Genomic DNA, 22,968 nt, shown 5'->3' with positions numbered 1-22,968 from the left:
CACCATGACCGGGACCGCGACCGAGACCGCGACCGGCCTCCGTGGCCGGGACGGCGCCCGCGCCCGGGACCGGCACCGGCACCGGCACCGGCACCGAGACGGGGAACGTGACGCAACCCGGACTGAGTCGACCAACGCGACCCGGAGCGGGACCGAGGCAGCGACCGCGGCCGGCCTTCGCGGCCGGGGCGGTCACCGCGGCCGGGCCCGGGGCGGGTGCCGTGCCGGGGCGCGGCCAGGGGGCGGTGTCAGACCCTCCTGGCACACTCGCAGCATGGCCGATCGGTGGGCGCTTGCTGTGGGCGAGGGCGGTGGCGTGGACGTCGCCCCCCTCGGTCCGGACGGGCTGCCCGTCGGGCCGGTGCAGCGGGAGGCCGATGCCGCCGAGGCCGTACGGAGCCGTCCCGGCGTCGCGCGGTGGGTGTGGCGGTCCACCGCCGAGGTCTACCCGCGCCTGCTCGCCACGGGGGTGCGAGTCGAGCGGTGCTACGACATCGAGGCCGCCGAGACGCTCCTCCTCGGCCACGAGGGGCGGTACGGGGAACCACGCTCGGCCGCGGCCGCCCTGGCCCGGCTGCGCGGCGGCCCCGTACCGCCCGATCCGCCGCAGCGCTCCGCCGAACCGGGCTCCCAGTCCTCCCTGTTCGAACCCCAGGGCGTCCACCTGCCCCTGGCGGACCTCCTCGCGGTCTACGCCGAGCAGCAGAAGCGGCATGCGCAGGCCGAGCACCCCGAGCGGATGCGCCTGCTGACGGCCGCCGAGTCGGCCGGCATGCTGGTGGCCGCCGAGATGAACCGCGCCGGGCTGCCCTGGCGCGCCGAAGTGCATCGCGCGGTGCTGCACGACCTGCTGGGCGAGCGGTACGCGGGCGGTGGCGAGCCGCGCCGCCTGGCCGAGCTGGCCGACGAGGTGTCCGCGGCGTTCGGCCGCCGGGTGCGGCCCGATCTGCCCGCCGACGTGGTCAAGGCCTTCGCGCAGGCCGGGGTCAAGGTCGCCTCCACCCGCCGCTGGGAGATCGAGTCCGTCGACCACCCGGCCGTGAAACCCCTGCTGGAGTACAAGAAGCTGTACCGCATCTGGGTCGCCCACGGCTGGTCCTGGCTCCAGGACTGGGTGCGCGACGGGCGGTTCCGGCCCGAGTTCCTCGCGGGCGGGACGGTGACCGGGCGCTGGGTGACCAACGGCGGGGGCGGCCTGCAGATCCCCAAGGTGATCCGGCGGGCCGTGGTCGCCGACCCCGGCTGGCGGCTCGTCGTCGCCGACGCCGACCAGATGGAACCGCGCGTGCTGGCGGCGATCTCCCGCGACCCCGGGCTGATGGAGGTGGCCGGGCGGGAGAGCGACCTCTACCAGTCCGTGTCCGACCGCGCCTTCTCCGGTGACCGCGCCCAGGCCAAACTCGCCGTGCTCGGCGCGGTCTACGGCCAGACCTCCGGCGACGGCCTGAAGAACCTCGCCGCGCTCAGACGCCGCTTCCCCCGGGCAGTGGCATACGTCGACGAGGCGGCCCGCGCCGGCGAGGAGGGCCGGCTCGTGCGGACGTGGCTCGGCCGGACCTGCCCACCGGCGGCCCGGGGGACGGACGACGCGGCGGAGGAGGCCGGCATCCCGGCCCCCGACGCGGAGCAGCCCGACAGCGGACCGTGGGTGCCCGGGTACGCCTCCACCAACGCCCGCGCCCGCGGCCGCTTCGCCCGTAACTTCGTCGTCCAGGGCAGCGCGGCCGACTGGGCCCTGCTGCTGCTCGCCGCGCTGCGCAGATCCTGCGCGGACCTGGCGGCCGAGCTGGTCTTCTTCCAGCACGACGAGGTGATCGTGCACTGCCCCGAGGAGGAGACGGAGACGGTCGTCGCCGCGATCCGCGAGGCGGCGGCCCTGGCCGGCCGGCTGACCTTCGGGGAGACGCCGGTGCGGTTCCCGTTCACGACGGCGGTGGTGGAGTGCTACGCGGACGCCAAATAGCCAGCAGCTCGCGGAGTTCCCTGACCACCGCGTGCGCGTCGGTCCCCTCCAGCGCCGCGAGGGCCGCGCCCCACTCCTCGCGTGCCGCCGCGGCCCGCCCCTGTTCCCGTAGCAGCAGCCCGTGCTGGTGGCGGGCGAGGCCTCCGGTGTAGCGGTCGGCGCGCGCGTCGGCCCGGTCCAGCAGCTCGGCGCACTCGCGGGCGGCCCGCCCCGTGCGGCCCAGCAGCCGCAGCGCGCGGACCAGGCCGAGCCGGGTCTGGGACTCGCCGTGCCAGTCGCCGTGCCCGCCCAGGATGCGCAGGCTCTCCTCGAAGTGCCCGACGGCGGCGGCCGGTTCACCGAGCCGCAGATGGGCGTACCCGATGTTGCAGTGCGCGGTGTGCCGCACGATGACGGCACCGATCTCGTCCCCGATGGCGAGCGAACGCCGGTGCTGCTCGATGGCGGCCCGCGGGTCGGTGTGCTCGTAGAGGTTGCCGAGGTGGCTGTGGGTGACGGCCTCGCCGTACGGGTCGTTCAGCTGCCGTGCGTACTCCACGCTCCGGGTCAGCGCCTCGCACGCCTCGGCGGGCCGGCCGAGCCCGTCGAGCAGCAGGCCGCGGTTGTTGAGGCAGCGGCGGATCCAGGACGGGTCGTCGAGCCGCTGCCAGATGGCCAGCGCGCGGTCGTTGAGGTCGAGGGCGTCGCCCTGCCGGCCGGTCAGGAAGTGCAGTCCGGCGAGGTCGACCAGCGCGTACGCCTGCGCCGCCTCGTCCCCGAGCCGCCGCGCCACGCGCAGGCCGGCCCGGCCGAGCACCTCCATCTCGGCGAGGCGTCCCCTGCGGTGCGCGTAGGGAAGGATCAGCCGCACGAGCGTGGAGACGAGCCCCGCGCGCCGCGGGCACGGGTCGTCCGCGTACCGCTCGACCAGGGTGACGATGTTCGCCAGCTCGCTGTCGCCCCAGGCGAAGGCCTCCTCGGGGGTGCCGAAGGGGGCGACGGTGTCGACGTGCGCCGCGTGCCCGGGTGGCTGGGCCGCGGTGGGGCGACGGCGGTCGTCCTGATCGGGGCCGGGCTCGACGATCGCGACGAGCACCCGCTCGGCGACGGCGGCGTACCAGCGGAGGGCGGTTTCACAGGCACCGGTGTCGTCGGCGCCGGTGTCGTCGGCGCCGGTGTTGTCGGCGCCGGTCTGGTCTGCGCCGGTGTCGTTCGCGTTCCGTACGCCGCCGCCTTCACGGGCACCACCGGAACCGCCGATATCCGTCCCACCTCGCTCCCCCACCAGCTCCCCCGCCAGCTCGCGGGCGAAGTGGCGGACGAGGTCGTGCGGTGCGTAGCGGCCGTACGCCGGTTCCTGGAGCAGGGCCACGTCGACGAGGCGGTCCAGGGCGGCCTCGGTGCGGCGTTCGCCCGTGCCGGTGAGGCGGGCGAGCAGGGGTGCGCCGTACGTGGGCAGATCGAGCGCCCCGATACGGCGGAGGGTGAGGGCCGCGTCCCGGTCGGCCTCGCGCTCGGAAGCGGCGAGCGCGTCATGGGCGACGGCCAGGGAGCGGCGCACGCTCAGGTCGTCGTACTCGAGGTGGCGCAGCCGCCCTCGCGTCCCGGCCAGTTGCCCGGCGAGGACGTCCGGGGTGAGAGCCTGCCGGGCGGCGAGCCGCGCGGCGACGACGCGCAGGGCCAGGGGGAGGCGGCCGGTGAGGTCGACGAGGCGGCGGGCGGCGTCCGAGCCGTCCAGTCCGGCCCGGCCCGAGGCCGCGACCAGGAGCGCCGCGCTCTCCTCGTCCGACAGCGGGCCGAGCGGGAAGCGGGCGACGCCGTCGAGGGCGGTGAGCGGGGAGCGGCTGGTGACGATCACCGCGCACCCGGCGCCGCCCGGCAGCAGCGGCCGGATCTGCGCGGCGCTCGCGGCGTCGTCCAGCACCAGGAGCGTGCGGGTCGGCGCGAGCAGCGAGCGCAGCAGCGCGGATGCCGCGTCGGGGTGTTCGGGGATGCGGCAGGGCTCGGCCCCTAGGTCACGCAGCAGGGCGGTGAGCGCCTGACCTGGGGTGAGCGGGGCCATGCCGGGGGTCGCGCCGTGCAGGTCGAGGTAGAGCTGCCCATCGGGGAAACGTTCCGCCAACTCGTGTGCGACGTACAGCGCGAGTGCGCTCTTGCCGACGCCGGGCATGCCGCTGATGACGGCGGTGGCGGGGACGGCGGCGGAGAAGGGGGCAGCTGGGGCGGTCGAAGCGGACGCTCCCGGTGTCGTCAGGGTGTGGCGCAGGGCGTCGCGTTCTGCGGCACGGCCCGTGAAATGCGCTGGCGGCGGGGGGAGTTGGGCGGGCCGCGGCTGATCGGACGAGGGCGGCGCGGCGACCTGCAGCACCTCCACGTGCGCCTCCCGCACCCCCGGCCCGGGCTCGATGCCGAGCTGGTCGACCAGCCGAGTGCGCAGATCCCGGTGCACGGCCAGGGCCTCGGCCTGGCGGCCGGTCCGGTGCAGGGCGAGCATGAGCTGGCGGTGGAACACCTCCCGCAGCGGATGCTCGGCGGTCAACGCCGCCAGCTCCGGCACCAGCCCGTCCACACGGGGGCCGCCCAGCGCCAACTCGGCGTCGTAGCGCCACTCCAGAAGCAGCAGCCGGGCCTCGCGCAACCGCCGTGCGAAGGCGTACCCGCCCACCTCGGACGGCAGCCCGGCGAGCGGCGCGCCCCGCCACAGTGCGAGCGCGGCGCCGCACTCACGCACGACGCGCTCCCACTCCTGCCCGGCGTGCGCGGCCCGCGCCGCGGCGACACGGGACTCGAAGACGTGGACGTCCAGCTCCCCCTCGTCGACCCGCAGCACGTACCCGGACGGCACGGTCCGCAGCCGCTCGGGATCGTCGAGCAACCGCCGCAGCCGGGCTACGTGGTTGTGCAGCGAGGCCTGGGCCGAAACGGGCGGCACCCCGCCCCACAGCGCGTCCTTGAGCGACTCGACGGAGACGGCCCGTCCGGCGTCGAGCAGCAACGCGGCCAGCAGCACACGGGACTTGGGGCTCGCGACGTCGCGTACTTCACTCCGGCCGCCCCCGTCGGCGTCGTGGTACAGCACCGGTGGTCCGAGCAGGCCGAAGCGCAGCCCGCGCCGTCCGCCGGAACCCTCCTCGCTGCCCGAACAGGCAGATGCCTCCATCACGCCCCCGTCTCCCCGCGCCACCGCCCTTGACGGGTTTCCACCCCCGGGGCAGCGGTTTTCCGCCACCTTCGTCCTCACGTTCTCCGCCGGAACGCCCCCGCACAGGCCGTCATCCGCCCCGGTTCGGCGACTTCGCGCCAATCGGCAGACGACGCAACGGCGAACCGTTGGCCACATGTTAGCGATCGGTTGGCAAACCCTGATGTGATCACTACGTCGGATCTGGCCCGGCGGCGCGCGCGTCTGGACGCGCAACTCGGGGGAGTGTCGCCGCCGCGGCCGGGTCCGGGTCCCGGTCGGCGGAGGTGAACGGCCGGGGCCCCACCAAGCTTCCCGCCGGGCGCCTTTCGGCGTCAGACGACCGGCGGACGCCCCAGCCGCGTGAGCCGCCACACCGTCCGCCAGCGCATGGGCCGCCGCTCACCCGCCGGCTCCCGTACACCTTCCACGAACCCGCCGAACCATGCGCGCAGCCCCGCACGCGACCGGTTGCGCACGAGGGTGAGCAGCACCCAGACGCCCAGGTGGACGGGGACGAGCGCGAGCGGCAGCCGGCGGCGGGCCAGCCAGACCCGGTTGCGGGCGTTCACGCGGTAGTAGATGGCGTGCCGGGCGGGCGAGGTCTTCGGGTGCTGGAGCAGTAGTTCGGGCGCGTACAGGATGCGCCATCCCGCGTCGGCCGCGCGCCAGGCCAGGTCGGTCTCCTCGTGCGCGAAGAAGAACTCGGCGGGCCAGTCGCCGATCTCGTCGAGCATGGCCGTCCGCAGCGCGTGCCCGCCGCCGAGGAACCCGGTGACGTAACCGCCCCGCAGGGGGTCGGAGTTGCCGATCCTGGGCACGTGCCGCTGCTGCGTCTCCCCCAGTTCGTCGGCGATGCGGAAGCCGACGATGCCGAGCCGGTCGTCGGCGGCGTACAGCTCCCGCACGCGGCGCAGCACATCGGCGTCGACGAGCAGCCCGTCGTCGTCGAGCTCCACGACGACGTCGATGTCGCCGAACTCCCGCAGCCGCGCGAGGGCCGCGTTCCGCCCGCCGGGACAGCCGAGGTTCTCGTCGAGCTCGATCGGGGTGACCTCGCCGGGCAGTGACAGCCGCCGGGCGAACTCGGGCAGCGGGCAGCCGTTGCCGACGATCACGATCCGCTCGGGCGGCACGTCCTGCTTGGCCACGGACCGCAGCAGCGCGTCGACCTCCTCGGGCCGGTTGCCCATCGTCACCACGGCGACGGCGATCCTGGGCGCCCCCATGTCCTCACCTCGTCCCGGTCGGCAACTGACGGTTGACGGGCGATGCTAGCCGTTCACGGTAAAGACCCTTTAAGTACGCCTGCCGGACGGCGGTGCGCCCACGCCGTCCGGGTCAGGCGGCACCCGACCGGATCGGGCACAGAATGTCGGGTGCGGCAGGGTGCGCGCTGCCTAGCGTGGTGATCACGAAAGAGGAAGGAACCGGGCGTGCTGGAGCGGCTCAACCAGGCGATGGAGCACATCGAGCGCCACCTCGACGGGTCGGTGGACGGCGCCGGACTGGCGCGGATCGCGACCACGACGGAGTACCACCTGCGCCGGATGTTCTCCGCGCTGGCAGGGATGCCCCTGTCGGAGTACATCCGCCGCCGGCGGTTGACGGTCGCGGGCGCGGAGGTGCTCGCGGGCGACGAGACGCTGCTGGAGATCGCGGTGCGCTACGGCTACGGCTCGGGCGAGGCGTTCGCACGGGCGTTCCGCTCGATGCACGGCGTGGGTCCGGGCGAGGCCCGGCGCACCGGCGCCGCGCTCGTCTCCCAGCCCCGGCTGACCTTCCGCCTCACCGTCGAAGGGAGCAGCAGCATGCACTACCGAGTAGTGGACCGCCCGGCCTTCACCGTCGCGGGCTTCAAGACCCGCGTACCGCTCGTGCACTCGGGCCCGAACCAGGCGATCATCGACTTCGTCCGGGGGCTCGACCAACAGGCCCTGGAGCAGCTCGGAAAGCTGTCGGACCAGGAGCCGCACGGCATCGTCGCGGTCTGCGACGACCTGGATCCGAGCCGCGCCGAGGGCACCGAACTCGACTACTACCAGGCGGTGATCACCACGGCCTCCGCCCCGGCCGCCGCCCCCTCGGGCGTCACCACCCTGCCCGTCCCGTCCGGCACCTGGGCGGTCTTCACCACGACCGGCCCGGCGCCGCGGGCCATCCAGGAACTGTGGCGGGACGTGTTCACGGAGTGGTTCCCGTCCAACCCGTACCGCAGCCGCCCCGGCCCCGAGATCCTGCGGACCGTCCTCTCGGCGGACGGGACGACGGCGGACGCCGAGCTGTGGCTGCCGGTGGAACGGGAGTCCAGCCGCTGAACGCCGAACCCCGGGCCGGAGTCGATCCGGCCCGGGGTTCCAGCGGAGCCGGGACTACCGCGGCGCGACCGGCTCGGCGGTGTCCTTCCGGCGAGCCCGCTCGCGGACCAGCGAGATCGTGATCACCAGCGCGGCGACGAGCACCGAGAGCAGCACCTGGCTGCGGCCGCCGCCCTCCTTGTCGTCGGTGAGCATGTAGAGCAGGACGAACGTGATCATCGCGATCGTCGCCCAGGTCAGATAGGGGAACAGCCACATCCGGACGACGAGCTTCTCCGGGCTCTCGCGCAGGATGATCCCCCGCATCCGCAGCTGCGAGAAGCAGATGACCAGCCACACGAAGAGCGCGACGGCGCCCGAGGAGTTCAGCAGGAACTGGAAGACCGTGTCCGGCCACAGGTAGTTGAAGGCGACCGCCACGAAGCCGAAGACCACGGAGGCCAGGATCGCGGCCTGCGGGACACCTCGCGGGTTCGTCCGCGCGAAGGACCGCGGGGCGTCGCCGCGCTGCCCGAGGGAGAAGGCCATCCTGGAGGCGGTGTAGAGGCCGGAGTTGAGGCAGGACAGCACGGCGGTCAGCACGATGAAGTTCATGATCTCGCCGGCGTGCGGGATGCCGATCGAGTCGAGGGCCGCGACGTACGAGCCCTTCTTCTCGATCGCGGGGTCGTTCCACGGCAGCAGGGCGACCACGACGAGGATCGAGCCGACGTAGAAGACACCGACCCGCCAGATCACGCTCCTGGTCGCCTTGGCCACCGCCCGCCGCGCGTCCGAGGACTCACCGGCGGCGAGGGTGACGATCTCGCTGCCCATGAAGGAGAAGACGACCAGCAGGATGCCGGTGAGGATCGCCCCCGGCCCGTTCGGCAGGAAGCCGCCGTGCTCGGTGAGGTTCCCGAATCCCGTGGAGGCGTGGTCGGAGCCGGGCAGCACACCGAAGATGGCCAGCCCGCCGAGGACGATGAAGCCCGTGATGGCGACGACCTTGATGCCGGCGAACCAGAACTCGAACTCGCCGAAGGAGCCGACCGAGGCCAGGTTCGTGGCGGTGAGGACCGTCATCACGATCAGGGCCCAGGCCCACTGCGGTACGGCCGGCACCCACCCTTCCAGGATGACGGCGCCCGCGGTCGCCTCCACGGCGAGGACGACGACCCAGAAGAACCAGTACAGCCAGCCGATCGAGAACCCGGCCCAGCGGCCGAGCGCCCGGTCCGCGTAGGCCGAGAAGGACCCGGAGGTCGGGTTGGCCGCGGCCATCTCGCCGAGCATCCGCATCACGAAGACGACGAGGGCGCCGACCAGTGCGTAGGACACGAGGATCCCGGGCCCGGCGGCGGTGATGCCGGAGGCGGAGCCCACGAAGAGACCCGCCCCGATCACCCCGCCGATGGCGATCATGGACAGATGGCGGTTCTTGAGACCAGCCTGCAGACCTGCCTGCTGCTCCGGGGGCTGACCACTGGTGGATGGAGCGGTGTCAGGGGCCAGTGAGCCGGGGGGACGTGTAGTCATGTTCGACATCCATGGGGTCGTTGGGAGTGCCGTGCTGTGCGTCAGGAGGGACGGTCGGGGCACCGACGATTCCCGGAAGCGTTCACGGTGCGGTTCGCGGAATCCGGATGTCGTGCCGGTGATGGGGTCGTCACCGCACGTCCGCGTTTCGCTCCGTCTCCTCGTGGGAGGTGGGCCGCATCACTTGCGGAAATGGATTTGCGCAAGCGTATGGGGGCTCATGGGGCCAAATGTTTGTGAAGGCTGAACAAACTCGACCTCGATGGCTGTACGACCGGCCAATGCGGAACCGGTTCAGCCGGTGGGCGGCAACCGCAGCTGGAGCATGGCCAGCAGTCGCTGGTCGGGACGGCTGAGGTCGAGGCCGGTCAGCTGCTCGGCCCGGCGCAGGCGGTACCGCAGCGTGTTGGGGTGCACATGGAGCTGTGCGGCCGCCGCCCGGATGTCACCGAAGGAGTTCAGGTACGTCAGGAGCGTCTCGGCGAGCCGGCCCTGGTGCCGGCTGTCGTGCGAGAGCAGGGCGGTCAGCCGGGGATCCCGTATCTCGGGGCGGGCGGCGAGCAGCGTGAGTATCTCGCTGACCAGCACCTCCGCCTGGATGTCCGGCAGCGCGGCGACCGCGACGCTCACACCGGCGCTCACCATGGCGTCGAGGATGCGGTCGGCCTCCCGGCGGGACTCGGGGACGTCCCCGAGCCCCGGCACCAGGCACCCGACCGAGCCGCGCAGCGGCAGGCCCAGGTGGCGGCGCGCGGCGTCGGTGATCTCCTGGGTCCAGCCGCGCAGCGTGTCCGTGTCGACGCCGCGGGGCAGCTGGGGCAGCAGCACGTAGATGCGGGGATCGACCTGGGTGACCAGGGCGCTGCGGTGCCGGGCGGCGATGTGCACGGAGACCAGGTTGGTGACCTCGGAGTGGGTCAGTTCCGGTGCGGCGACGCCCCCGGGGGCCTCGTAGGCCTCCGTGTTCCCGTATGCATCCTTGGTTCCGTAGGAGAAACCCAGCACGGCGGCCGGGCGGGTGGCGTCGAAGCCCAGGTGCGTGGCCAGCGGCTGCGGTCCGGTGCTGCCGTCCAGGAGCCCGGCCAGCAGGGTCCGGGTGAGCGTCACGTCGTCCGAGAGTTCCCGGCGACGGCGTACGAGATGGAGGGCCGCGACCCGGGCGGCACCCAGCAGTGCCTGGCGCGAGCGTTCGGACAGCGGGATCGAGCCCTCCTGCACCCAGATGGTGCCCAGCTGCCGGTCCCCGGACCGGATGGCCACCGCGAGCCGGCGGCGGATGCCCAGCTCGGGGTGGCTGTCGATGCCGATCACCTCGTCGCTGGAGTGCAGGTGCTGGAACACGCCCCACTCGCGCAGCTTCGCCAGATAGCCTTCCGGCCCCTGCCAGCCGAGGATGGAGCGCCGGCGCAGGTCGTCCGCCTCGTCGGAGTCGGTGGTGCGGGAGTAGGCCAGCACCCGGTTCGCGGCGTCCTCGATGCTGACGATGCCGCTGGTGAGGATGGCGGTGGTCTGGGCGAGTGAGAACAGGTCGCCCTCCTCGGCCCCCATGCCGGGCTCCCCCGGCGGTGCGTCGTCGAGGGCGGCCCGGGCCAGCGCGTTCACCTGCTCCCAGCGTGCTTCGCTGCGCAGCGAGAGCAGGGCGACCCCTGCCTCGGCGGCGGTCTCGCTGAGCGCAGCGGCCTGACCGGGCCCGTCCAGCTTGACCACGACAGCGGCGGCTCCGTCCCGCCCGGCGGCCCGCAGCGCGGGAAAAGCGGCCCGGCCACGCGCTCCGATCACCAGGACCAGCTCGCCCGGCTGCGCGGTCGGCGGATCCTCGGGATCGAGCAGCGAGACCCCGCGGATCTCGACGTCCAGCCCGGCGGGAGCGGCCTGCACCTCCACCAACGAGTCACCCAGCACCATCAGCAACTGACGCAGGCCGATGCCGGCTGCGGCGGGGGACATTGCGGCCGGATCCATGATCGTCGCCTCTGCTGGGAGCCATGCCGGAGCTTCGATGCTATCCGCAGGGACCACGGGCCCGGACCGATGTCTCCGGCTCCGGCAGGCCGGCCGGTGGTGCCGCCACCAAGTCGGCATGTTCCGGCCAAGGTCGCCGGCGCCCGGCGGGCGTGTGGTGCCATGCCCTGCGGTCGGCCCCCGAGGCCGGGGCTCCACGAACTCGACGCGAAGGGGCGGCACGATGGTCATGGACACGAGGCGGGGTGCTGCACTGCCCCTCACCGCTTTTCCCGACGCCGCCGACCTGCGGCGCCGCGACGGGGAGAAATGGGCCGTCGCGAGGCAGGGCATGCTCGCCTCCTGGGTCGCGGACATGGACTTTCCCGTGGCGGACGTGATCCGGGAGGCCGTGCTGCGGCGCACGCGGGGCGACCTCGGATACCCCGTGTGGTTCGACGAGAGCCGGGGCGGGCCCCTGGGCGAGGCCTTCGCCGACCGGATGCTGCGCCGTCACGGCCATGCACCCGACCCGACGCACGTACGCCTGTTCACCGACGTCAACCAGGCCCTGCTGGCCATGCTGAGGTCGGCCACGGACCCCGGTGACGGAGTGCTGCTGCACACCCCGGCCTGCCCGCCCTTCGTCGACGTCATCGCCCGCGTCGGCAGACGGCCGCTGACCGTGCCGGTCCACGAGTCGGAGCACGGCTGGGAGTTCCCGCTCGCGCCGATGAAGGAGGCGGCCGACGCCGAGGGCCGCACCCGGGTGCTCTTCCTCGTCAACCCGCACAACCCCACGGGACGGGTGCTGCGCCGGGCCGAGCTGGAGGAGCTCGCCGCGTTCGCCCTCGAACGGGATCTGCTCGTCGTCTCCGACGAGGTGCACGCCGACCTGGTCCACGCACCGCACCGGCACATTCCCTTCGCCTCGCTCGGCCCCGACGTGGCCGCCCGCACCATCACCCTCACCTCGGGCAGCAAGGCGTTCAACCTCGCGGGCGTGCGCTGCGCCGTGGCGCACATCGGGCCGCGGGCGGTGCGGGACGCCGTCGACGCCCAACAGGGGTTGCTCTACGGCCAGGTGAGCGTGCTCGCGGTGGAGGCACTGAAGGCGGCGTGGACGGCGGGCGACGACTGGCTCGACCAGGTCCTCCAGGTGCTGGCACACAACCGCGGCCGGCTCCTGGAGAGCCTTCCGCGCGGCGTGCGGTGCCACACCCCGGAAGCCACCTTCCTGGCCTGGCTGGACTGCCGGGCGCTCGGCCTGGGGGACGACCCGATGCGGTTCTTCCGCGACGAGGCCGGGGTGCTGCTCTTCTCCGGGCCGTCCTTCGGACCCGAGGGCGAGGGGTTCGTACGCCTCAACTTCGGTACCTCCCCGCGGATTCTCGAGGAGATTCTGGAGCGCATGGACTCGGCTGTGCGCGGTCACCGGAACACGTAGTCAGGTTCATTGTCAGCTTATGGACAGCTCGCGTTTCCGGGTCGTCTTTTCCTGGACGCTGGGGCACCGGCACCCAGGAGTGATGGCTCGGAATCCGGAGGACTGGTGGTCACGCACGCTGTCGAGCAGGTGTATGGCAGGAACGGGGAAACCCGAATACATGAGCCGGGAAATGCCTCGGATCTGACACTGTTCCGCGAGCGCAGACAAGCCCGGAGAAAGGAACTGGGAGAGCGGCTCGAGAGATCCGGCGAAGAGACCCGCTATTTCCCGGTTCTCTCGGCCCTGGCGCCCGTGATGACCCAGTCGGAGGGAGAGATCACCTACCCCGGCGACCCGATGTGCCTCTACGCGGCGCTGAGCGTCGCCGTCCACCGGGCGGTGGCGGACGCCGGCCCGCTGGAGAAGGCGTCGCACTACACCGACCTCGCCCCCGAGTGGACCCGCTTCCCCGGCAAGGAGTACCGGCTGTCGGCCGGCGGCGACGGCTTCCGGCCCTACGGCGAGCTGCCGAACACCGACCAGACGGTGTTCGACCCCCGGGTCTGGGACGACACGGCCCGCGCCCGCTGGATCGGCCTGCTGCGCGAGGTGCGGCCGCGAACCGTGCTGATCAGCACGGTCTCGCCGGGTCAGTACGTCTTCCTGGCGGCCGGCTCGATGGGCACCTCGAAACTGCTGGTGCGGGCCAAGGGCCGGGGCAGCCTGCCCGACCTGCCCGACGGCATCGGCCGGTTCTGGGGTGACAACGCGGACCGGCTCGCCATCCGGGTGGGCATGCCCGGCCCGCCCAGCACCGGCGGACCCGCCCACATCGTGGCCACCGACTGGCGGGATCCGGCCACGGCCATCAGTCTCGCCGAGTTCCCCGGCGGCAGTTCCCCGGCGCCCGGCGAAGGCGTCTCCGGCACGTTCGCCATGCAGATCACCGAGCCCGACGGCTCCTTCGCCTACGACTCCGCGAGCGACTCCGTCCATCTGACCTACCCCAACGACGACGCCGGACTCGACACGGTCCTCGGCGGCGTGCTCGACCGGCTCAACGCCGCCAACCCCGGCACACGCACGTACAGCACCACCGCCGCGTACACCTCGCACCCGCTCGGCGGCGCGGTTCTCGGCCACACCTGCGGCTCCGACGGGACGGTGCTCGGGCACCCGAACCTCTTCGTCGTCGACAGTTCGCTCATCCCCGGGTCGACCGGGGCCGTCACCCCGGCCCTGACCGTCACGGCACGCGCCTCGCGCACCGTGACGCGCGCGATTCGGACGCTTCAGCGTCAGTCATGAAAACCACGGAAGAGCCGGCGATCACTCTGAAAGAATGCTCGCCGAAACTATGAAGCCCGGGCTCGACTTCAAGAGCCCCGCGAGGAATTGGGATTCAGAATGGCTGAAGCAGAGAATTCCGCGCCCGACGCGGCCCGTTCGGGCCGCTGGACGCACGAATCCGGATTAAGTGTCAACCGGATCGGGTTCGGCGCCATGCAGCTGCCCGGTCAGGGAGTCTGGGGACCGCCGGCCGACCGTGACAACGCCATCGCCGTGGTGCGCAGGGCCGTCGAGCTCGGCGTCGACCACATCGACACGGCGGACTACTACGGCCCGCACGTGGCGAACGAGCTCATCCGCGAGGCTCTGCATCCGTACAGCGACGACCTGGTCATCGGCACCAAGGTCGGCGTCGTGCGCGGCGAGGACATGACCTGGCCCGCCGCCGCGTCCCCCGCCCAGCTGCGCGAGCAGGTCGAGGAGAACCTCAGGGGTCTGGGCCGCGACTACATCGACATCGTCTACCTGCGCGTCGGCGGGGACTTCCTGCTCCCGGCGGACGGCACCCCGATGCTCGAGTCCTTCCAGGCGCTGGCCGAGCTGCGCGACAAGGGCCTCATCCGGCACCTCGGACTGAGCACCGTCGACAGCGAGCAGCTGGCGCAGGCCCAGCAGATCGCCCCGGTCGCCGCGGTCGAGAACCGGTTCAACGTGCTGGACCGGCGCGGCGGCGGCGTGCTGCGGGAGTGCGAGCGGCAGGGCATCGCCTTCGTGCCCTACTTCCCGCTGGGCGCGGGCACGTTCACCAAGGGCCACCCCATGGTCCAGGAACACCCCAGCGTGGACGCGGTGGCCGAGCGCCACGGCGTCACCGTGCAGCAGGTGGCCATCGCCTGGCTGCTGCACCACTCCCCGGCGATCCTGCCGATCCCGGGCACGTCCTCCCTCGCACACCTGGAGGACAACATCAAGGCGGCCGACATCCGGCTGACCGCCGAGGACGTACGCGAACTCGACACCCTGGAGTTCGTCAGCACGCTGCCCTGACGTAGCCGGGCCGGGACGGCGGCTCACCGCCGTCCCGGCCCCGTCCCGCACTCCGGCCCTCGGCCGGACCCCGATGAGGAGCCGGTACATGACGCTGCGAAGCCCTTGGCCCGACGCCGAGATACCCGACGTTCCCCTCACCGACTTCGTCCTCGGCGACCTCGGCCCGCGCGCGGACCGCACCGCCCTGGTGGACGGACCCAGCGGACACGAGATCACCTACCGGCATCTCGCCGACACCGTGACCGCCACCGCGGGCGCCCTGCAGCGCCGCGGGGTACGACACGGCGACGTCGTCGCCGTGCGCTCACGCAACAACTGGCAGTACGCGGCCGCCGTGCACGGCGCCCTGCGGGCCGGTGCCACCGTGACACTGCTCAGCCCCTCCGCCACCGACGCCGAGGTGAGCCGGCAGCTCAAGCACTCCGGAGCCCGGCTGCTGTTCACCGAGTCCGCCCTGGTCGCCGGCTCCGTTCCGCTGTGCGCGTCGCAGGGCTGGGCCGCGGACGACGTCCTCGTCCTCGACGGGGACCCGGAGGCGAGCACCCCGCACCGGTCCCTGGCCGACCTGGTGGCCCGCGGCGACGAGCCGCGTGGTGATCGAGTTTCCCTCGATGGCCCAGGCCCGGCAGTGGTACGAGTCCCCCGAGTACCGTCGGGCCGCGGCCCTGCGGGAAGGGCACGCGGACCTCGACCTCGTCATCGTGGACGGCCTCTGAGCCGTCCCGGGTCACCGCAGACCGGCGAAGCCCTCGAAGTGCTCGGCGATCAGCAGCACCAGGCCCTCGGGGTCCTCACGGTGCGGATCATGGCCGGTGGGCATGGAGGCGGTGGTGACCAGCGGCGACTCGGCGTCCAGCTGCGCCAGCTGCTCCTTGAGCCAGGCGAACCCCGCGCTCCACGCCTGCCCCGCCGGCTCCCTGAACAGCATCGCGTACTCGCTGCCCAGGTCGCCGGTGACCACGAGGAGGGGGCACTGGACTGCGCGGTAGGTGGCGAACAGGTCGAGGGCGTCGATCTGACGCATGATCTCGCGCAGCTCGTCGTCCATGCCCTTGGCCATGTCCTCCAGCTCCTCGGCCAGATGGGCGAAGGCCCAGTCGGCCGACACCTCGTCCATGCCGAGCAGCTGGTCGGGGCGGGTGGGGTTGCCGTGCCCGTCCAGGTTCACGGCGAGCCGGCACTCCGGGTGCTCCGTGGCCCAGACCGCCGCGAGCATGCCGCCGAGCGAGTGACCGATGACGATGGGCTTCGACAGCCCCAGCGCGTCCACGACGGTCGACACATCGTCCGCCGCCGCGCTCCACGACCAGGGAGCGGACCCCGAGGCACCGTGACTCCTGAGGTCCATCGCCACCGGCCGCAGCCCGTTCTCCAGCAGCACGGAGGCGAAGGGGTCCCAGTCCTCGGCCGTCCGTCCCCCGCCGTGCAGCAGGAGCACGTGCTGGCCGCTGCCCCCGTAGTCGCGCACGGAGAGGGGCAGGTCGCCCGTCTTGGTCACACTCGTCATGACGTCCATTCCCTGTCGGTGTCGGGACCCGCGGGAGGCAGCACAGCCCCCTCGTCCTCAGCACGGTAAGGGCATCCCGGCGTCCGGTGCGCTGAAATTACGATCTGCCGCACAGGATGACCAGATGACTGAAATCCGCTGTGGAAAAGTCGAGTTGCGTCCGGGACGACCATCGGGAGCGCAACGCAAAAGACCAGGCCAGATGAAATCTGGCCTGGTCCGAGCTGGAGCCGCCTTCGGGATTCGAACCCGAGACCTACGCATTACGAGTGCGTTGCTCTGGCCATCTGAGCTAAGGCGGCGCGCTGTCCGCACTATGGTGCGATCAGCAACGACGGTAAGTCTACACAGTTTCCGAGGGTGCTCCGTACCGGCCCCGGAGGCGGGCCCCCCGGGGCCGGGCGCAGGCCTATGAGCAGCGCTTGCCGTCCGTGGGAGGAGTGCCGCGGAGCAGGTAGGCGTTGATCGTGCGGTCGATGCAGGAGCTGCCGCGGCCGTACGCCGTGTGGCCGTCACCGTCGTAGGTGAGCAGGCGGGCCGAGGAGAGCTGGCCGGCCAGGGCCTGCGCCCAGCGGTAGGGGGTCGCGGGGTCGCGGGTGGTGCCGACCACGACGATCGGGGCGGCGCCCTTCGCCTCGATGCGGTGCGGCTCACCCGTGGCGTGCACCGGCCAGTACGCGCAGTTCAGGGCGGCCCACGCCAGTCCCTCGCCGAAGACCGGGGACGCCTTCTCAAACGCGGGCAGCGCCCTGCGCACCTCCTCGGGGGTGTCGAAGGCGGGCGGCAGGTCGAGGCAGTTCACGGCCGCGTTGGCGAACATCAGGTTGCTGTAGCCGCCGTCGGCGTCCCGCTCGTAGTAGCCGTCGGACAGGACGAGGAGCCCGGAGCCGTCGTTCTCCTTCATGGCGGACGTCAGCGCCTCGCGCAACTGCTCCCAGGAGCCCTCGTCGTACATGGCCGCGATCACACCGGTCGTGGCGAGCGACTCGGTGAGGCGGCGGCCGTCGGGATCGCCGGTGGCGGCCGGGCGCGCGTCCAGCTTCTCGAAGAACGCCTTGAGCTTCTCGCCGACCTGCTCGGGCGAGGTGCCCGCGCCGCCCAGCGGGCAGTCCGTCTGCCGGACGCAGTCCTTCGCGAACGACCGGAACGCCGTCTCGAAGCCCGACGTCTGTTCGAGGTTCAGCCGACGCGCGGACAGCGAGGGGTCCATCGCGCCGTCCAGCACCAGCCGGCCCGCCCGGTCCGGGAAGAGCCCGGCGTACGTCGCCCCGAGGAACGTCCCGTAGGAGGCTCCGACGTAGTTCAGCTTCTCGTCGCCGAGCGCCGCCCGCACGATGTCCATGTCGCGGGCCGCCTCCACGGTGGACACATGGCGCAGCAGCCGGGGCGCGTCCGCGCCGCAGCCCTCGGCGAACGTCCGGTACGCCGTGACCAGCCCGTCGGTCTCCTTGGCGTCGTCCGGTGTGGTGTCCGTCTGCGTGTACGCGTCCATCCCCGGCCCGTCCAGGCACTCGACGGGCTCGCTGCGGGCCACGCCGCGCGGGTCGACCGCCACCATGTCGTACCGGGCCCGGACCTCGGCCGGGTAGCCGATGCCGGCGTACGCCTGTACGTAGCCGATCGCCGAGCCGCCCGGCCCGCCGGGGTTCACGAGCAGCGAGCCCAGCCGCTTCCCCGGGCCCGTGGCCTTCTTGCGGGCGACGGCGAGCCGGACGTCTCCGGCGGAGGGCTCGGCGTAGTCGAGCGGTGCCTTGATCGTGGCGCACTCGAAGCCGGGGACGCCGCAGCCGCGCCAGGCCGGCTTCTGGGCGTAGTACGACGTGAGCGCCGCGGGGGTGGACCGCGGCAGCGCGACCAGTGCCGCCGCCTCCGCCGCCGCAGAGGCGGACGTCGTCGAGCTCCCGGAGGAGCAGGCGGAGACGAGCAGCGCGGCCGTGGCGAGGATGCCTGCCGCGGTCCTGGCTCCGCTGCGGGTCCGGCGGTGCAGGCCGCCGGGACGGGAGACGGAGCGGTCGGCGGAGCGGGGAGTGCGCCTTGTGTCCATCCAGCGAGCGTAACTCTGAGCGACGAAATGGATGCCCTGCGTGCGTGTCGTGCCTCGTACGAGTTACGGCGTCAACACCGCGTCCGTCTCGTGGGCAGGACCCGCGCTGCGCCCTGCCGGTGCCGGCTCAGCCCGCTCTGAGCGCCATCGTCATGGCCTCCACCGCGAGCAACGGGGCCACGTTGCGGTCGAGGGCGTCGCGGCAGGCGGCGATCGCCTCGATGCGGCGGAGCGTGGATTCCGGGGAGCTGCCGCGGGCAAGACGCTCCAGGGCCTCCTCGGCGTCGGCGTTGGCGATGGCCACGCGGGAGCCGAGCTGGAGGGCGAGGACGTCGCGGTAGAAGGCCGTGAGGTCGGTCAGGGCGAGGTCGAGGCTGTCGCGCTGCGTGCGCGTTCTGCGGCGCTTCTGCTTGTCCTCCAGGTCCTTCATCACGCCCGCCGTACCGCGCGGCATGCGGCCCCCCTGGACCGCGCCGAGGGCGGCCCTCAGCTCCTCGGTCTCCTTGCCGTCCGTCTCCTCCGCGAGCTGCTTGGCGTCCTCGGCGGCCGCGTCGACGAGCTCCTGGGCGGCCTTGAGCGCACCGCCGATGTCCTCCACCCGCAGCGGCAGCCTCAGCACGGCGGCACGGCGCTCGCGCGCGGCCGGGTCGGTGGCCAGGCGGCGGGCCTGGTCGACGTGACCCTGCGTCGCGCGGGCCGCCGCGGCGGCGACGGCGGGCTCGATGCCCTCGCGGCGTACGAGCATGTCGGCGACGGCGTCGACCGACGGCGTGCTCAGGTTCAGGTGCCGGCAGCGGGAGCGGATGGTCGGCAGGACGTCCTCGGTGGAGGGGGCGCACAGCAGCCAGACCGTGCGCGGGGCGGGCTCCTCCACGGCCTTGAGGACGGCGTTGGCCGACTTCTCGTTCAGCCGCTCGGCGTCCTCGACGAGGATGACCTGCCAGCGGCCGTTGGCGGGTGACGTGAACGACTTGCGGACGGTGTCACGCATGTCGTCGGCGAGGATCTGCGTGCCGACGGCGGCAACGGTGGTGACGTCGGCGTGCGTGCCGATCAGCGCCGTGTGACATCCGTCGCAGAAGCCGCAGCCCGGGGAGCCGCCGAGGGCCCGGTCCGGGCTGACGCACTGCAGGGCCGCCGCGAACGCCCGCGCCGCCTGGTTCCGCCCGGCCCCGGGCGGGCCCGTGAACAGCCACGCGTGCGTCATCTTCGACGCCTCGGGCGGGGGAACGTCGGTCCCGGCCGCGGTGACCAGGGCGTCGGCATCCCGGGCGGCGGCGTCCAGCTGCGCGCTCACCCTCTCCTGCCCGACGAGGTCGTCCCACACGGTCATGGGTCACGCCGCCCTTTCATCACGTTCTACGGTGCGAGATCCATTGTGGGGGTGACCACTGACAACAACGCCCCCTGGCAGACCGCCGGAGCCTCAGCGGCCCCGGCCGCCCTTCCCCCGGCGCCCCCGGCCCTCGTCCGGCCCGTCCTCGTCGTGCGGTCCGAGCAGCTCGTCCGCCAGCGAGGGCAGGTCGTCCAGCGGCGTCTCCTCGGCCCAGTCGGACCGCCGGCGAGGCCGGCCCTCGGCATCGAGCTGGGGCATCTCCCGCGTACGGTCCTCGGTCCCGTCGGGCCGGGCGACCGGGGCGCCCTCCCGGAAGTACCCGGGCGGAACACGGTCCGCCGGTTCGTCCCCGCGTACGGGCGGCAGCACGGCCGTCTCATCGGCGTCTCCGGGCCGGACCGGCGGCAGCACGGCCGTCTCGTCGCCCGCACCGGAGGGCACCTGGGGCAGCACCTCGGTCTCGTCCCCGGAACCGGAAGCGGAACCGGATCCGGACCCGGAACCCGAACCGGGGCGGACCGGAGGCAGTACCTCCGTCTCCTCCCCCGCCCCCGGCGGGACCGGCGGCTTGGGCAGCTCGGCTGTCACCTCGGCGTCGGACCCACCGGAAGTCCGGCCCCGCCCCTGCTCCTCGTCGCGTACCCGGCGCAGCACGGTCGTCTCGTCCGCTGAGCCGCCCGGGGTGTTCCGCGGCTTCACCACGGGCGTGGGCACCGTCGCCGCGTCCTGACCGGCCGTCGGACCGGAGGCACCCCGCGGGGCGGCGCTCTTCGGGCCGGCCTCCGCGGCGGCGGCAGCCGCCTCCGCCAGGCGCCGGGCCTCCTCTGCCCGCAACAGGGCCTCCTCGGCCTTGCGCTGCTTCTCCAGGCGGAGCGCCTCGGCCTCGGCACGCAGCCGCGCCTCTTCCTCGGCCTGCTTGCGGCGCCGCTCCTCCTCGGCCTTGCGGCGGGCCTCCTCCTCGGCGCGGGCCTTCTCCTCCGCGAGGAGCCGGGCCCGCTCCTCCTCGGCCTTCTTCCGCGCTTCCTCGGCCCGTCGCCGGGCCTCCTCCGCCTGCCGTTCGGCCTCGCGGCGCTGCGCCTCCTCCAGCTCGCGCCGCTTGCGCTCCTCCTCCTCGGCGCGCAGCCGGGCGAGCTGCTCCTGGCGCTCGCGCTCCAGGCGCTCTTCCTCCGCCTTGCGGGCCGCCTCTTCCTCGGCCTTCCGGCGGGCCTCCTCCTCGGCCTTCTTCCGAGCCTCCTCCTGGGCCTTGATCTCGGCCTCGGACAGCGGCAGCACCTGGTCGAGCCGGTGCCGGATGACGGTCGTGACCGCCTCGGGCTCCTGGCCGGCGTCCACCACCAGGTACCGTCCGGCGTCGGCCGCGGCCAGGGTCAGGAAACCGGCCCGCACGCGCGCGTGGAACTCGGCCGGCTCCGACTCCAGCCGGTCCGGCGCCTCGGTGAACCGCTCGCGCGCGGTCTCCGGCGCGACGTCCAGCAGGACGGTCAGATGCGGCACCAGTCCGTTCGTGGCCCAGCGGTTGATCCGGGCGATCTCGGTCGGCGACAGGTCACGGCCCGCCCCCTGGTAGGCCACGGACGAGTCGATGTACCGGTCGGAGATGACGACCGCGCCGCGCTCCAGAGCGGGCCGTACGACGGTGTCGATGTGCTCGGCCCGGTCGGCCGCGTACAACAGTGCCTCCGCGCGGTGCGACAGCCCCTCGCTCGACACGTCCAGCAGGATCGACCGCAGCCGCTTGCCCACCGGCGTCGCCCCCGGCTCGCGCGTCAGCACGACCTCGTGGCCCTTGCCGCGGATCCACTCGGCGAGCGCCTCGGCCTGCGTCGACTTCCCGGCCCCGTCGCCGCCCTCCAGGGCGATGAAGAAACCGCAGGCGGCGGGCGCCTGCTCGGGGTCGTCGCCGCGCAGCAGCGCGTCGCGCAGGTCCTGGCGCAGCGGGACTCCGGAACGGTCGTCGACCTTGGCCAGTACCAGCGCGGCCACCGGCAGCAGCAGGGCGCCGGCCAGCATCAGCGTGAAGGCAGCGCCGCCGTGCGCGAAGACGAACTTGCCGCTCTCCAGCCGGTGCGGCCCGATCCCCGCCGCCACCACCGGGGCGATCACCGCGCCGAGCGCGACGCAGACGCGGACGACCGCGTGCAGGTGCTCCGTCGTACGGGACCGCCGGTACTCCTCGGTCTCCTGGTCGAGCAGGGTGTGCCCGATGTTGGCGGACATGCCCGCGCCGACGCCGGCCAGCGCGAGGATCAGCAGCACGCTGGTGACGTCCGGGACGAGCCCGGCGGCCAGCAGCGCGACACCGGTGAAGGCGATCGCCAGCGCGAGGAGCCGGCGACGCGACAGAGCGGGCAGCAGCGCGGGCGCCGTACGGATGCCGACGACGACACCGCCGGTCAGCGCGGCCACGAACAGCCCGTAGAGCACCGGGCCGCCGCCCAGGTCCTTGGCGTGCAGCACGGCCACGGCGACGGCGGCGGACACCGCGGCGGCGACGGCCGCGCAGGCCAGCACCAGCAGCGGTATCACGCCGGTGCGTCCCTTGTCGGCGCCGGCGGTCGTCTTCGGGCGGCGCAGCCCCTCGAGCGGCGACCGCGCGCGCGGGGTGCGCGTGGCGGGCAGCTCCAGGAAGGTCAGCACGGACAGGGAGGCGGCGAACAGCCCCGCCGCCACGTAGGAGGCGAGAGCCGCCTGGTGCTGGCCGAACCAGTCGATCCCGGCGCCCAGCAGGTTGTTGAACAGGGAGGCGACGACGAGCGCGACGGCCGCGAGCGGGATCGCGACGAATCCGGTGCGCAGCGACAGGCGGCGCAGGGCGTCCATGTGGTCCGGCAGCGGCCGGACGGTCGCGCCTTCCGGCGGCGGGGGCGGCAGCAGCGCGGGGGCCGCGCTCTCGCGGCACACCGTCCAGAACCGCTCGGCCACCCCGGTCACGAAGGCCGTGACGAGGAGGACGGCCAGCGCGTCATCGGGCGTCCAGTCGATCCACAGCGGCGCGACGATGAGCAGCGCCGCGCGCAGCCCGTCCGCGCCCACCATGGTCCAGCGGCGGTCCAGCGGGCCGTCCTGGGAGGTGAGCGCGGTGAGCGGGCCGAGGAGCACGGCACCGAACAGGAGCGTGGCCAGGATGCGCACCCCGAAAACGGTCGCCACTGCGAACGCCACGCCGCGGTAGCCGCCCCCGAAGGAACCCTCGGCGACGGCCGCTTGGAGGGCGAGGACGACCAGCACGAGAAGGGCGAGCGTGTCGCCCACGCCCCCCACGAGCTGCGCGCTCCACAACCGCTTCAACTGCGGACGGCGCAGCAGGGCGCGGACGGCACGCTCGCGGGAGTCCGCGACAAGGGCGTCGTCAGGGGCCGGCTGAGAGGCCGTTGGATGCTCGGCTCGCGTCATGCGTTCAGCCTATCGGGAG

The 22,968-nt window shown here is 73.2% G+C and carries 14 protein-coding genes, 1 tRNA gene and 1 pseudogene; 7 read left to right on the top strand and 9 right to left on the bottom strand.

What is annotated here, in order from left to right; all coding sequences use genetic code 11:
* The first annotated feature begins 274 nt into the window (after window positions 1-274).
* Window positions 275-1,963 (top strand): bifunctional 3'-5' exonuclease/DNA polymerase, encoded by a 1,689-nt coding sequence (locus ABZ192_RS01700; RefSeq protein ID WP_356922530.1) that lies wholly within the window; start codon window positions 275-277, stop codon window positions 1,961-1,963.
* Here the strand turns inward: ABZ192_RS01700 and ABZ192_RS01695 are convergent.
* Window positions 1,923-5,102, bottom strand: a complete 3,180-nt coding sequence (locus ABZ192_RS01695) for a BTAD domain-containing putative transcriptional regulator (protein WP_356922615.1) — start codon at window positions 5,100-5,102, stop codon at window positions 1,923-1,925. The two genes, ABZ192_RS01700 and ABZ192_RS01695, sit on opposite strands and share 41 nt — an antisense overlap.
* A 356-nt stretch (window positions 5,103-5,458) precedes the next feature.
* Window positions 5,459-6,352 carry a glycosyltransferase gene (locus ABZ192_RS01690; protein WP_356922529.1) on the bottom strand — a complete coding sequence of 298 codons (894 nt, stop codon included), beginning with the start codon at window positions 6,350-6,352 and terminating at the stop codon, window positions 5,459-5,461.
* 207 nt (window positions 6,353-6,559) lie between these two features.
* Here ABZ192_RS01690 and ABZ192_RS01685 point away from each other — a divergent pair, with 207 nt between their 5' ends.
* The gene (locus tag ABZ192_RS01685) at window positions 6,560-7,441 is read left to right on the top strand and encodes an AraC family transcriptional regulator (protein WP_356922528.1); all 882 of its coding nucleotides are present in this window, start codon (window positions 6,560-6,562) and stop codon (window positions 7,439-7,441) included.
* Window positions 7,442-7,495: 54 nt separating this feature from the next.
* Here the strand turns inward: ABZ192_RS01685 and ABZ192_RS01680 are convergent, their stop codons facing one another.
* Together ABZ192_RS01680 and ABZ192_RS01675 are read right to left on the bottom strand one after the other, a co-directional pair.
* Window positions 7,496-8,959 (bottom strand): amino acid permease, encoded by a 1,464-nt coding sequence (locus ABZ192_RS01680; protein ID WP_356922527.1) that lies wholly within the window; start codon window positions 8,957-8,959, stop codon window positions 7,496-7,498.
* Window positions 8,960-9,253: 294 nt separating this feature from the next.
* On the bottom strand, window positions 9,254-10,921 hold the full coding sequence (locus ABZ192_RS01675) for a helix-turn-helix domain-containing protein (RefSeq protein ID WP_356922526.1): 1,668 nt from the start codon (window positions 10,919-10,921) through the stop codon (window positions 9,254-9,256).
* Between the two features lie 229 nt (window positions 10,922-11,150).
* On the opposite strand from ABZ192_RS01675, the gene ABZ192_RS01670 reads away from it, so the two are divergent.
* The 5 genes and pseudogenes from ABZ192_RS01670 (at window position 11,151) to ABZ192_RS01650 (ending at window position 15,385) form a co-directional block, all read left to right on the top strand.
* Window positions 11,151-12,347, top strand: coding sequence for an aminotransferase class I/II-fold pyridoxal phosphate-dependent enzyme (locus tag ABZ192_RS01670; protein ID WP_356922525.1), 1,197 nt, complete (start codon window positions 11,151-11,153; stop codon window positions 12,345-12,347).
* A gap of 297 nt (window positions 12,348-12,644) precedes the next feature.
* Complete coding sequence (locus ABZ192_RS01665) at window positions 12,645-13,637, top strand: GMC oxidoreductase (protein WP_356922524.1); 993 nt, start codon at window positions 12,645-12,647, stop codon at window positions 13,635-13,637.
* 99 nt (window positions 13,638-13,736) lie between these two features.
* Entirely contained in the window at window positions 13,737-14,666 is a 930-nt protein-coding gene (locus ABZ192_RS01660; RefSeq protein ID WP_356922523.1) for an aldo/keto reductase, read from the top strand.
* Between the two features lie 73 nt (window positions 14,667-14,739).
* Window positions 14,740-15,198 (top strand): annotated as a pseudogene (locus tag ABZ192_RS01655) (AMP-binding protein); the annotation flags it as partial.
* Between the two features lie 64 nt (window positions 15,199-15,262).
* Window positions 15,263-15,385 (top strand): DUF1330 domain-containing protein, encoded by a 123-nt coding sequence (locus ABZ192_RS01650; RefSeq protein ID WP_356922522.1) that lies wholly within the window; start codon window positions 15,263-15,265, stop codon window positions 15,383-15,385.
* Between the two features lie 11 nt (window positions 15,386-15,396).
* Here ABZ192_RS01650 and ABZ192_RS01645 read toward each other — a convergent pair whose 3' ends face one another.
* The 5 genes from ABZ192_RS01645 to tmk form a co-directional block, all read right to left on the bottom strand.
* Complete coding sequence (locus ABZ192_RS01645; protein ID WP_356922521.1) at window positions 15,397-16,176, bottom strand: alpha/beta hydrolase; 780 nt, start codon at window positions 16,174-16,176, stop codon at window positions 15,397-15,399.
* Between the two features lie 225 nt (window positions 16,177-16,401).
* Window positions 16,402-16,478: transfer RNA gene (locus tag ABZ192_RS01640), tRNA-Thr, on the bottom strand.
* A gap of 107 nt (window positions 16,479-16,585) precedes the next feature.
* Complete coding sequence (locus ABZ192_RS01635) at window positions 16,586-18,220, bottom strand: alpha/beta hydrolase (RefSeq protein WP_356922520.1); 1,635 nt, start codon at window positions 18,218-18,220, stop codon at window positions 16,586-16,588.
* 127 nt (window positions 18,221-18,347) lie between these two features.
* A complete protein-coding gene (locus ABZ192_RS01630; protein ID WP_356922519.1) occupies window positions 18,348-19,553 on the bottom strand; it encodes a DNA polymerase III subunit delta' in 1,206 nt (401 codons plus the stop codon).
* Window positions 19,554-19,646: 93 nt separating this feature from the next.
* A complete protein-coding gene (gene tmk / locus ABZ192_RS01625) occupies window positions 19,647-22,949 on the bottom strand; it encodes a dTMP kinase (RefSeq protein ID WP_356922518.1) in 3,303 nt (1,100 codons plus the stop codon).
* Between the last annotated feature and the right edge of the window lie 19 nt (window positions 22,950-22,968).

Source organism: Streptomyces sp. NPDC006235, assembly GCF_040613735.1.
Lineage (GTDB): Bacteria > Actinomycetota > Actinomycetes > Streptomycetales > Streptomycetaceae > Streptomyces.
Note: the sequence above shows the minus strand (reverse complement) of the source record. Positions and strands in the feature narration are given on the sequence as shown.